The sequence below is a fragment of the Streptomyces sp. 11x1 genome, assembly GCF_032598905.1.
Classification (GTDB): Bacteria; Actinomycetota; Actinomycetes; order Streptomycetales; family Streptomycetaceae; genus Streptomyces.
In genome coordinates this window covers 4473219-4485355 of sequence record NZ_CP122458.1, presented here as the reverse complement: position 1 = coordinate 4485355, position 12137 = coordinate 4473219, and the positions used below count along the sequence as shown (strand labels likewise).

Sequence of the window (12137 nt, the reverse complement as noted above, 5' to 3'; positions counted from 1 at the left end):
AGCGACCTCCGGCGCGGCAACGCCGGAGGCTCGGGAAACCCGGCCGCCCGCATCCAGCGAAAGGGAAACCGCAGGTCAGGTAATTGGGCTGCGGTTTCTTGTTGCGCTGTGGGGGTGGGGAGGGCGGGCTTGTGGGGCGTGGTGCGGGTGTCGTAGGGATCGGTAGGCGGCGATCATGCCCCCCGGGGGGGTGGGTCAGCGGCCTACCTCGTGGTGGTGGCCTGTGGGGCCTGGGAGGGGTTTCAGGTCGACCTGGATGCGGTGGGTGGTGTCGTGGCTGACCGTGCCGCCCAGGCGGGCCTCGACGACGCCGAGGCGGAGGCCCGCGCCGCCCTCGCCGGAGCGGTGGAACTGGACCGCGAACTCCAGGCTGACCTGCTCCACGCTGAACCGCCAGTCGCTCGCCGCGCCCTCCGCCTGGGCCCGGGCCAGTTCCGCGCGGACCGTGCCGATGGCCTCCGCCAGGCCGACCGGTTCGGTATCGCTCATGTCAACACCCCGTCGGATTCCGTTGATTGACCGAATCGATTGACCGATCCAAGTTGGTTCACAAGTCTAGGGACGCACCATGCCCCGCGCGTAGTGTGAGGTGGCATGGGGGAATTGCGTGCGGACTGGAGACTCCGGCTGCGGCGCGGGAATGCGCGGGGCCCCATCTGCGGCGCCGGGGTGCTCGTCGATCAGAACACCGTGTTGACCTGCGCGCATGTGGTGCGCGATCCGGATGCCGTGATGTGGGTGGAGTTCGGGGAGAACAGTGAGATCGAGGCGGTGTCCGCGCGTGTGCCGCCCGGCGGATGGCTCGCCGAGGGGGAGGGCGGTGAGGACGTCGCCGTACTGCGGTTGGACGCTCCCCGACCCCAGGCGCGGCCCGCCCGGCTGGAGACCGCGTTGTGGGGCGGGATGGAGGTCTCCGCCACCGGGTACGCGGAGGGCTTCGACGACGGGATGAGTCTGTGGGGGCGGATCGGCGGGGTCAGCGGTGAGCGCGTGCAGCTCGACGCCGTGACCAAGGCCGAGGTCGTGCGGCGGGGGTTCAGCGGGGCCGCCGTGTGCACCCGGCCCGGGGAAGGGGGGCCCGCGCGGGTCGTCGGGCTCGTCGTCAGTTGGCGGGGAGACATGGGCGAGTTGTTGCCGGAGAACAACCGGCTTGCGTTCTCGTATCTGATTCCCGTCGCGCGTATCGCCGAACTGTCCCCGTTGGTCGCCGAGTTGAGCACGCCGTATGCCTGGGACCATGGTTTCGAGGAGAGGCTGGCGCGGTGGTTCGGTGACGAGTACGCCGACGAGGAGCCGGTGAAGGTCACCGTGGTCCCTCCGGGGAGCGGGAAGGAACGGTCCCTGCGGCATCTCGTGCATCGGGCCGACCTCGTCCACCGGGGTGGCGTGTCCAGTCGGCCCGACCTCGCCGATCACGCACTGGGGCACATCGCCTTTCCGCCCGGGCAGTATCTGGCCTACTGGGACTGGCTCCTCGGGACCCGGCCGCGCCCGTCCGGGCCGGCGCCCGGCCCTGCGGGCGGGCAGCGGGTCACCGTCTTGGTCGACGGGCTCGACGAGGAGGCCGAGCCGGGGCCGTTGATCGCCCTCCTCGCCCGATTACGGACCCTTGGCTTCCGGCTGCTTCTGGTCTTCCGGCACGAGGGAGGCACCGGCTGGAACGCCGCCCGCGACGAACTTCTCGCGCCCGCGCTGCTCACCCACGCGGACACGTTGCTCGCCCGGCTGGAGCGGGCCGAGTTCAGCCGCGTGGTTCGGCACGGTGTGGTCGACAGTGCGTCGCTGGGCTCCCTCACCGAGACCGCCGAACGGCGCCGGGGCGAGTTTCGGCTGATCGACGGCGGTGGTGGGGCCGGATGGGGTGGTTGGGGTGGTGCGGGCGGCGGCACCGGTGGGGGCGCGGATCCGCAGCAGCGGCTGGCCCGGCTGCGGGAGTTGGTTCGCACCCTCCGCGCCGATCTGCGGCGCATCGGAGAGCGGGCACCCGGAGGTCTGACATGAGGTCCGGAGGTCTGGCATGAGGCCCGGCGGTCGGGTCGGGCCGGGGAGTGGGGACCGGGCGAAGGGTGCCTCGGGGGCAGGTGGCCATGAAGAAAGGGGGTCGGGGAGGGACGGTCCCGGGGAAGGTGGCCGAGGAGTCGATGGCCGTGGGGCGCCCAGGTGTCCGCATCGGCGGTTCAGTGGGGCTCCCTGTGGTGGGGTCCTGTTGCCCACCCGGCATTGTGCCGTGTGTGGTCGTGCTGAGGACGGGCCCCGGCTGCCCGCCCTGCCCGGCGAGGCCCGGGAGTTCGGGCCCGCCGAGCTGCTCGCGCTGCCCGAGCGCGCCTCGCGGCCCGCCCAGGAGCGCCTCATCCACCCCGAGGCGCCGCTGCGCGTCCGTATGGTCTGTTCGTCCGGCGAGTGCGGCATCACCTTCGCGCCGCCCTACACCGTGGGCCCGGTGCCGGTCGAGGGGTACTGTCCGGCCTGCGGCGAGCCCTACTCGTACCGGCCCGAACTCGCCGAGGGCGACGTGCTGCGCGACCAGTACCGGATCATGGGGCCCATCGCGCACGGCGGCCAGGGCTGGGTCTACCTCGCCGAGGACACGCACCTCGGTGACGTCGTCGCCGTGAAAGGGCTGCTCAACCGGTACGAGCAGGACGGGGCCCGGCTCGCCGACGTCGAACGCCGCAACCTCGTCGCCATCCGCCACCCCCGTATCGTCCAGATCCGCGACTTCGTCGCCCGGCGCGACGACTCCGGGCGGGTCACCGGCGGGTACATCGTCATGGACGACGTCGGCGACGGCACCCTCGACAAGGTGGTCAAGGAGACCCGACGCGGGGAGTCCGTCCTCGACATCGAGCACGTGGCCGCGTACGGCTGCCAGATCCTCGAAGCACTCGTGCATCTGCACATGAGTGGCGAAAGAGGCTTCGTGTACGGGGACATGAAGCCCTCGAACGTCGTGCACCACGGGGACGGTGTCAAGGTCATCGATCTCGGCGGGATGCGTGAGCGGGGACAGAGTCAGCCGCCCGCCCATGTCACCCCCGACTACATGGCGCCCGAGACCGCGTCCTCGCCCATGCCCACCACCGCCCACGACCTGCACACCGTCGGGGTCACCCTGCGGGAACTCGCCGGCTGGGCCGTCGACGAGGTGCCCGGCCTCGGCACCGCCTCCTTCCACGAGGTCGTCGACCGCGCCACCCGCACCGATCCGGGGCTCCGCTTCGCCGACGCCCGCGAGATGGCCGGCCAACTGCGGGGCGCGCTGCGGGAGATCCGCGCCCTGCGCGGCAAGAGCGACCCGCCCGAACCCTCCGACTACTTCTGGCCGTCCCCCCAACTGCTCGGCGCTCGGCTCGGCACCGTGCCCGGCATCGAGCACTGGCTCGACCGACCCCGCCGCGACCGGTACGACCCGCCCCTCGCCCCCGCCCTCGACCTCGGCGCGCCCACCCTCACCGAGATCGCCCGTCGGCTGCCGGTGCCCAGGCGCTACCCGGGCGACCCGCAGACCACGCGGTTCGAGGTGAGCAGCGGCTACGACCCCGGCCGGCTCCTCGACCAGGAGGAGGGCAAGCCGCCCTCGGTCGAGATCCGCCTGCACAACGTACGGGTCCTGCTGGGCAGGAACACCCGGGACGACCTGGAGCGCGCACAGGAGGAGCTGGACACCGCCGACTCCATCCCCGGGCCGCCCGCCGTGCGCCGGTGGCGCCTGGAGTGGCACCGCGCGCTGGTCGCGCTGCGCCGCGCCGACCTCGACGGCGACCCGCGCCGGGTCGCCGAGGCCAAGGGCCACTTCGCCGCCGTCCGCCTCGAACTGCCCGGCGAGTACGCGCCCAAGCTGGCCCTCGCCTACTGCGGCGAACGGCTCGGCGACGACACGGCCGGGCCCACGGCCAAGGAGCTGTACGAGGCCGTGTTCGCCCGCAACCCCGCGCACGGGGGCGCGGCCCTGGGGCTCGCCCGGCTCGCGCTCCGCGCGGGCGACCGCCGGGCCGCCCTCGACGTCCTCGGCCGGGTCCGTCCCGGCACTCTGGACCACACCGTCACCCGGATCGCCTCCCTGCGCATCCGCGCGGCCCGGCTGCCCCGCGACGACGATCCGCTGCCCGCGCCCAGCGAGGTCGACGCGGCGCTGGCCGAACTGAGCGACCTCGTCCTCCGGGAACCGGGCGCCGGCGGGCCGAGCCTGTCCGAGGACGAGGCGTTGCGCCTCAGCACCGAACTGCACGAGTGGAAGCTGGACGCGCTCCACAGCCGTGGCGACCGGCCCGGCCCCGGGGGAGCGGGCGGCGGGCGGCTCGATCCCGGCAGTCTGCGGCGGCTGAGCCCGCAGGAGCGGGAGCTGCGCGCACGGATCGAGTCCCACTACCGCCAACTCGCCGCCCGGCACGGGGAGACGACCGCCGCGCACGAACACCTCGTGGACCTCCTCCAGGCGGTACGGCCACAGACCGTGGTCTGACTGGGGGAGGAGGGAGAGGGACTAGTTGCCTGAGGGGCTGGAGGGGCTGGAGGGGCTGGCGGGCAGTGGCCATGAGGTGCGTACGGCGACGAACGGGGAAGGAACGGTGACGCACAACATGAGCGGGCGCGTGGGCGGGCACATGAGCCGGTGCGTGGGCGGGCACATGGGGCGGTACGTGAGCGGGCACATGGGCCAGGGCGTGAGCGGGCGGACGGGCTGCGGGCGTGGGGGCGGACGTATGGAGCGTCGTACGGGCGGGCAGGGGGACGGGCTCGTGGGCGGGCGTACACGCGGTGGTGCGGAAGCGCGTGCGGACGGGCGTGCGGACGGGCGTACGGGTGGCCACGCGCGGTCGGCGCGGCCGGAGATCCGCGTGCGGGTCGACCTCGACGGCGATGTGCGGCCGCATCGCAGCGCGAAGATCGAGGCGCATCTGCGGGTGGACGTGACCGCAGGGGACGCCCCCGCCGAGCTGTCCGCGATCGAGCTCGCTGTGATCATCGCGGTCGATGTCGCCGAACCTCTCCGGGCGGTCGTCCGGCACGCCTTGCCGGCCGCGCTCAGGGGACTGCCCGACGGCATCTCGTTCACCGTGCTCGGCGCCGGCCCCGAGCCGGCCCCCTGCTACCCACGGGGAGACGCCGAGTGGGCCGTCGCCGATCAGCACGAGAAGCGCCGGGCCGCCTTCGCGGCAGGCGCGATACCACTGCACCGGGACGGCCCGCGCCCCGCCGGGTACGCCGTCTGGGCGGCCAGGGCGCGCGGCCTGCTCGCGGCCCGCCCGCTGTCCGTACGGCATCTGCTGCTGATCACCGACGGCAGCAGCGGCCCTGGCGAGACCCGGCTGGAGGAGGAACTGGACGCCTGCGCGGGGCACTTCACCTGCGATGTGCTCGCCGTGGGCGCGGACTGGGCGCCCGAGCCGTTGCTGACGCTCGCCGAACGGCTGCACGGCACCGCCGAGTTCGTGGACGACGGCCTCGGCGGGGCGATCACCGCCGCCGTACGGCGATTGCGCCGGGTGCACGCCCCGCAGTTGCCGATCGAGGTGACCGTACGGCCCACGGTGCGGCAGGTCGCGCTGAACGAGAAGGCGCCCCGGCCGCATCGTCTCGGTGGACTTCCGCAGCCCGGGCGGCCGCATCACTGGAGCTTTCCGACGTACCAGTGGGAGCAGGGCGGACGCGACTATCTGCTCACGCTCGTCGCCGACGCCGACGGTGACCCGTTGGAGACGTGGTTGCAGTTCGCCATGGTGTCCGTCGGGGACGTCCACGCGGCGGTCACCGCGCGCTGGCACCGGCCCGAGCTGCCGCCGCCCGAGGTCGCGGCCGGGGGCGACAGTGTGCGCGAGCAGAAGTCGCGCACCCTGATGCGGGACGCGTTGCGCCGAGGGCTCGTCGCGCTCGGGGAGCGGCGGTGGGACGTCGCCGAGGGGCACTTGGGGCGGGCGGCGCGGCTGGCGGCCCGGTTCGGCACGGACTGGGTGCTGCACGAGATCGGTGCGGTCGCCGACATCGAGGACGCGTCGGCGGGGCGGGTCCGGCTGCGCCCGGGCGACGCCGTCGACGCGTCCACGCTCGGGCCGATGATCCTGCGCGCGGGGTCCCGGCCCGTGCCGCTGACCGGCACCGCGGCTCCGCAACCGGGCGCGCGCTGCGCCCGGTGCGCCGCCCCCGCCGGGAGCGAGGCCCGCTACTGCATAGCCTGCGGGGAGAAACTGCTGTGACGGCCGACCAGGGGGCATCCGGGGGCGGACGGCCGGAGCGGGCCGCACGTGGCGGGCGGCCGGAGTGGGCCTTGCGTGGCGGTTGGCCGGAGTGGGCTCTCCGGGACGGGTGGTCTGTGAAGGCTCTTCGCGTGGGCCCTTGGGAATGGGGCCTTCGCGGCGGCTTCTCGAAGTGGGCACTGGGCGGCGCGTGGTCTGCGTGGGCTTTTCGTGCCTGGCGGTCGGAATGGGTTCCTCGTGACGGCCGGCCCGCGTGGGTTCTCCGTGGCGGACGAGCGGGAAAGGCCTCGTGGGGCGGTCGGGTTCTCGGTGCGGTCCGGCGAAGGCGCCGCTCAGCCGACGACGACAGGAGCCGGCACTTCCCCGCCGTTCCTCCGAGCGGACGCCCGGCGGCGGCTTCCCGGGAGGGCGCCGCGCTCTCGACGCGCCGGAGCCGACTCGCGTCCTTACGCTTCACCGCCACCGCCACCGCCACCGCCACCGCCACCGCCATCACCGCGTCCGCGTCGATGCCGGCGCGCCGGGGCGGGTCCGTGTTCTTCGCCGCCCGGCGTTCCTCCTCACGGCGTCGGCGGTGGTCGTACTCCCTCGGTCACTCCCTCGGTGGTTTCTGGCGGGCCCGGCTGGGGCGGTGGCGGACGCGGCGGTTGCTGGAGCTGCATCTGGTGCTGCTGGCGGTGTGTGCGCTCGTGGCGGCCGGGGCCCTGTTCGTGTCCTGCCGGCAGATCCAGGGCGGCGCGGGGACGGTCGCCGAGAAGGAGGCACCGGCCGTGCAGGGGCTCGCCGCCACCCGCCTCGCGGTGCTGCGCGCCGACCGCGAGGCCCGCGCCCTCGGCGAGAGGGAGTTCGTCGACGTGGCGGGCCGCGGCGAGACCTACCGGGCCCAGCTCTCCGCTGCCGACCAGGGGCTGTCCAGGATCGCGGACCGCACGGACCAGGACCTCGGGACCGTCAACGGGCTGCTCGCCACCTACAGCAACTCCCTCACCCTCGGCACCGTGATGTACCGGGACCAGCCGCTCATGCGGCACCAGAAGCTCACCGAGGCACGCTCGCTGCTCACGCGCGAGGGCGTGGGACTCGTACCCCGTCTGGACGACATGCAGCGGACGCAGCTGAAGCACGCCACCGCCACCGCCACCGAGGGGTGGCTGCAGCGCGGCGGCTGGTGGATCGCCGAACTCGCCCTGGTGGCGCTGGCGTTCACCCTTCTCTCCACGCTGTTCGTACTGCGCGACCGGTGCGGCCGGGACTGGAACCCGTATCTGCTCGCGGCCTTCGCGCTCACCGTGCTGCTCGCCGTCGTTCCGCTGCTCACGATGGGGTCCGCCCAGGACGACCTCGATCGTGTCGTCGGGGATCTGCGGGAGATCACCCAGGTCTCCACGGACGCCTGCTGCGGCCAGGAACTGGAGCACGCGCAGCGGACCGTCACGGCGAAGTCCGAGGAGGTGCGGAGCGTCCTGGCCGACGACACCTGGACCGACCGGGTGTACCAGGGCACCCTGACCGGCGGTCTGCTGATCGTCGTCCTGCCCGTGATCGGCGTCGGTCTCCGGCTCGACAGCGACTACTGGAGGCGGCGGTGACCCGGCGGTTCAAGGTGCTCGTGCTGCTCGCGGCGCTGCTGCTGGTCTGCGCCGGAGGCATGGTCGCGGTCTGGTCGGAGCGGGACGACGAACCGGTGACCATCCTCGGACCGTGGACCGACAAGCAGGGAGAGCAGTTCGAGGACGTGCTGCGGAGCTTCGGCATCCCCTTCGAGTACCAGGGCACCGCCGCCCAGCGCGAGGTGCTGCTGTCCAAGGTGCAGTCGGGGGAGCCCCCGGACATCGCGATCATGCCGGGCGTCGGCGAACTCGCCGAGTACGCCGACCAGAACCTCCTCAAGTCGCTGAACGGCCTCTACACCGAGGAGGAGTACGGCGCCCCCTGGAAGCCGGTGAGTTCGCCCCGGGAGGACGCGTACTGGGTGCCGGTCAAGGCGGATCTGAAGAGCATCGTCTGGTATCGAGAGGGCCAACGCCCCGCGAACTCGCCTGCCCCGCTCACCAGTTGGTGCATCGGCATGGGCGACGACGGAGCGTCCGGCTGGCCCGGCAGCGACTGGATCGAGGACCTCGTGCTGCAACGGGAGGGCCCGGAGATCTACGGCAAGTGGGCGCTGGGCGACGCCTCGGTGCCGTGGACGGGGACCGCGGTGCGCGAGGCGTGGGAGGCGTGGGCCGGACTGCTCCGGCAGGACGAGGCGGCGGCGGGGCGCGCCCTGCTCACCGACCATCGCGGCGCCCCCGGCGAGTACGGGCTGCTGTTCGAGGGCAAGGGCGGGTGCGCGCTGGAGCACCAGGGCTCCTTCGCTCGCTCCTTCTACGGGGACAAGTGGCAGGGGGCGGGCCTGATGGACTCCGCTCCCTTGTTGCCCGGCGGCGGCTACCGGGTCCGAGGCCACGAGGTGACCGGTGACTTCGCCGCGCTGTTCAGCGACCGCCCGCGAGCCGGTGAACTGATCGAGCGGCTGGCCTCGCGGGAGGGCCAGCGGAAGTGGTCTCAGGCCGCGGACGTCTTCTCCGCGAACCGGCGGGTGCGCCAGGAGGGCGGCCCCGTCGAACGGGAGATCGCCAAGCGCCTCACCGGGACCGGGCCCCGCTGTCTCGACGCCTCCGACGTGATGCCCCCCGCCGTCCGTGACGCCTTCTACGAGGCCGTCCTGCTGACGATCGCCCGGGCCGCCGCCGGGGAGGAACTCGACGTGCCGGGGCTGCTGGCCGACGTACAGAACGTGGCGGAGGCGCGGCCCGACCGGCGGGCGCCGCTGAGCACGGTGTGCAGTACGTAGTCAGCGGGCGGCGTGGAAGGTGCGGCGGTAGGTGTCCGGGGGGACGCCGAGGGTGCGGTTGAAGTGGCGGCGGAGGGTCGCGGCCGTCCCCATGCCCGTGGTGGTGGCGATGGCGTCGACGCTGTCGGAGGTGGTCTCCAGGAGCTCCTGGGCGCGGCGGATGCGTTGGGTGAGGAGCCACTGGAGCGGGGTGGTGCCGGTGGCCGCGCGGAAGTGCCGGGTCAAGGTGCGCGAACTCATGCTCGCGCGGCGGGCCAGATCCTCGACGGTCAGGGGCTGATCGAGGCGTTCCAGGGTCCACGGGAGCAGGTCGGTCAGCGGGTGGTCGCTCCGGGTGGGCACCGGGGCGGGGACGAACTGGGCCTGGCCGCCCGAACGGTGCGGGGGTACGACCAGTCGGCGGGCCACCGTGTTGGCGACCGCCGAGCCGTGGTCGCGGCGGACCAGGTGCAGGCAGAGGTCCATCGCGGCGGCCTTGCCCGCCGAGGTGAGCACGCTGCCGTTGTCGACGTAGAGGACGTCCGGGTCGACCTCCACGTCGGGGAAGCGGGCGGCCAGGACGTCCGTGTGCGCCCAGTGCGTGGTGGCCCGGCGGCCGTCCAGGAGTCCCGCGGCGCCCAGGACGAACGCGCCGGTGCACAGCGAGGCGATCCGGGCGCCCGCCTCGTGCGCCGCGCGGACCGCGTCGACCAGTTCGCCGGGCGGTGCCACGTCCACATCGGTCCAGCCGGGGACGATCACCGTGTCGGCGTGGCGGAGCCGGTCCAGGCCGTGGTCCGGCTCCAGGCGGAAGCGGCCCACGGAGACGGGGCCGGGGCCGCAGAGGGCGAACTCGTACCAGGGGTCCACCAGGTGCGAGAGATCGGAGCCGAACACCTCGTAGGCGAGGGCCAGTTCGAAGTGCAGCATGCCGTCGGTGACGGCGAGCGCGATGGTGGTCGGCTTCGGGCTCGGCATGTCGGAAATTGTACGGGGCTCGTCGTTTCGGACACTCGTGGTGGGCGGCCGCGCTCGGAAGGATGGTCCTCAGGCGAGGCGGTCGACGCTTCGCCGATGGTGACAGTGGATGTGGGGGAGTGCGGATGAGCGCGGGGCGTACGGTCGCGGTGTTCGGGGCGTCGGGGCACACCGGACGGTTCGTGGTGGCGGAGTTGCGGGCGCGGGGGTTCGTGCCGCTGCTGGTCGGGCGGGACGCGGCGAAGCTGCGGGCGGTGGCAGCGGGGCTGCCGGGGGCACAGGAGCGACAGGGGCCGGGGCCGGGGCCGGAGGGGTGGGTGCGGGTCGCCTCGGTCGGTGAACCGGGCTCCCTGGACCGGGCGTTCGCCGGGGCGGACGCCGTGGTCAACTGTGCCGGGCCCTTCGCGGAGACGGCCGCGCCGGTGATCGAGGCGGCCTTGCGCGCCGGGATTCCGTATGTGGACGTGGCGGCCGAGATCGAGGCCAATCTCGACACGTTCGCGCGGTTCGAGGAACCGGCGCGGGCGGCGGGGGTCGCCGTGGTGCCCGCCATGGCCTTCTTCGGCGGACTCGGGGACCTGCTGGTCACCGCCGCGACCGAGTCGGCCGGCTGGACGGCGGTGGACGAGGCGCACATCGCGTACGGGCTGAGCGGATGGCACCCCACGGCGGGGACGCGGGACGCGGGCGCGGTCTCGCGGCAGCGCCGGGGCGGGCGGCGGGTCCGGTACGCCGACGGGCGGCTGGAGTACCGGGACGACGCGGCCCCGGCCACGAAGTGGGACTTCCCCGAGCCGATGGGGACCAGGGCCGTGATCGGGGAGTTCAGCATGGCCGACATCGTCACCGTGCCGACCCATCTGGCCGTCCCCGAGGTGCGGACGTACATGACGGTCGAGGCCGCGCGCGATCTGGCCGCGCCGGACACCCCCGCGCCGGTCGCCGTCGACGAGCACGGGCGGTCCGCGCAGACCTTCGTGGTCGACGTCGTCGTGCGTTCCGGGGGCGTGGAACGGCGGGCCACGGCGCGCGGACAGGACATCTACGCCGTCAGCGCGCCGCTCGCGGTGGAGGCGGTGCGGCGCGTGACCGAGGGGCGGGTGAAGGGGGCCGGTGTGCTCTCCGCCGGGGCGGCGTTCGACGCGGCCGACTTCCTCGGCGCGCTGTCCGCGCACGTCTCGGTGGAGCTGGGGAGGCAGGGAGGTAGGGAGGTATAGGGGCGAGAGGGGCAGGGGACCGGGCACAGGGGGACCGGGGCCCTGGGGGCACGGGACTGGCGCTATCCCTCGGGGGCGGCGTCCCGGCTGCCGATCCCGGAACGATCAGGCCCGTCTCGTACGCCACCACGACGGCCTGGGCGCGGTCGCGGAGGCGGAGTTTGGCGAGGATGCGGGCGACGTGGGTCTTGACGGTGGCTTCGCTGAGGCGGAAGTGGGCGGCCAGTTCGGCGTTGCTGAGGCCGGTGGCGAGGGACCGGAGGACCTGTAGTTCGCGGGGCGTGAGGGGGGCCAGGTCGCGGTGGAGGACCGGGGTCTCGGGGGACGGGGAGACGAAGCGTTCGATCAGCCGGCGGGTGATGGCGGGGGAGAGGAGCGCGTCGCCGGTGCGGGCCAGGCGGACGGCGGCGACCAGGTGCTCGGGGGTGACGTTCTTCAGCAGGAAGCCGCTGGCGCCGGCGGTGAGGGCGGCGTAGACGTAACGGTCCAGGTCGAAGGTGGTCAGCATGAGGACGCGGGGCGGGTCGGGGACCGTGCCGGAGAGGATGCGCCGGGTCGCCTCCAGGCCGTCCGTGCCGGGCATGCGGATGTCCATCAGGACGTGTACCCGGTCGCCTCGGCCGCCCCCGCACGCTCGTTGAACGCCATCGTCGTGATGATCACCGCCCAGAACGCGGTCAGCGGGTAGCGGCGCCGGACCAGCAGCGGGAGCGCGGTCAGGGCGGCGAGGAGCAACTGCCAGGCGTGGGGCGCGCCGAGATCCTGCGTCAGATACGGGGGTGCCGGCAGGGGCGGGGCCTCGGGCGGCACCGGCCAGCCTCCCGGGACCGGTGTCAGCACCCTGTGCGGCAGGCGCCCGTCCGCGCTCGCGTCCTGTGCCGTCGTGGCCACCACCGTGCAGGCGGCGAGGAGGAAGGCGAGGCACGCGTCGGC

The 12137-nt window shown here is 73.7% G+C and carries 8 protein-coding genes and 1 pseudogene; 6 read left to right on the top strand and 3 right to left on the bottom strand.

Annotated features, from left to right (window positions below; genetic code table 11):
- Positions 1-195: 195 nt before the first annotated feature.
- Positions 196-489, bottom strand: a complete 294-nt coding sequence (locus P8T65_RS19535; protein ID WP_230215657.1) for a trypco2 family protein — start codon at positions 487-489, stop codon at positions 196-198.
- Positions 490-594: 105 nt separating this feature from the next.
- Between P8T65_RS19535 and P8T65_RS19530 the strand changes: the two genes are divergently transcribed.
- From P8T65_RS19530 to P8T65_RS19510, 5 genes are all read left to right on the top strand, one after another.
- Complete coding sequence (locus P8T65_RS19530; protein ID WP_316726562.1) at positions 595-2001, top strand: serine protease; 1407 nt, start codon at positions 595-597, stop codon at positions 1999-2001.
- Between the two features lie 379 nt (positions 2002-2380).
- Entirely contained in the window at positions 2381-4462 is a 2082-nt protein-coding gene (locus P8T65_RS19525; protein WP_316731642.1) for a tetratricopeptide repeat protein, read from the top strand.
- A gap of 25 nt (positions 4463-4487) precedes the next feature.
- The gene (locus P8T65_RS19520) at positions 4488-6194 is read left to right on the top strand and encodes a hypothetical protein (RefSeq protein ID WP_316726561.1); all 1707 of its coding nucleotides are present in this window, start codon (positions 4488-4490) and stop codon (positions 6192-6194) included.
- Positions 6195-6727: 533 nt separating this feature from the next.
- The gene (locus P8T65_RS19515) at positions 6728-7783 is read left to right on the top strand and encodes a hypothetical protein (RefSeq protein WP_316726560.1); all 1056 of its coding nucleotides are present in this window, start codon (positions 6728-6730) and stop codon (positions 7781-7783) included.
- Entirely contained in the window at positions 7780-9030 is a 1251-nt protein-coding gene (locus P8T65_RS19510; RefSeq protein ID WP_316726559.1) for a carbohydrate ABC transporter substrate-binding protein, read from the top strand. Before P8T65_RS19515 ends, P8T65_RS19510 begins: the two co-directional genes overlap by 4 nt.
- Here the strand turns inward: P8T65_RS19510 and P8T65_RS19505 are convergent, their stop codons facing one another.
- Positions 9031-9987, bottom strand: a complete 957-nt coding sequence (locus tag P8T65_RS19505) for a helix-turn-helix domain-containing protein (RefSeq protein WP_316726558.1) — start codon at positions 9985-9987, stop codon at positions 9031-9033.
- A 125-nt stretch (positions 9988-10112) separates the two neighbouring features.
- On the opposite strand from P8T65_RS19505, the gene P8T65_RS19500 reads away from it, so the two are divergent.
- Complete coding sequence (locus P8T65_RS19500) at positions 10113-11204, top strand: saccharopine dehydrogenase NADP-binding domain-containing protein (protein ID WP_316726557.1); 1092 nt, start codon at positions 10113-10115, stop codon at positions 11202-11204.
- Between the two features lie 79 nt (positions 11205-11283).
- Here P8T65_RS19500 and P8T65_RS19495 read toward each other — a convergent pair.
- Positions 11284-12021: pseudogene (locus P8T65_RS19495) on the bottom strand (LuxR C-terminal-related transcriptional regulator); the annotation flags it as partial.
- Positions 12022-12137: the final 116 nt, after the last annotated feature.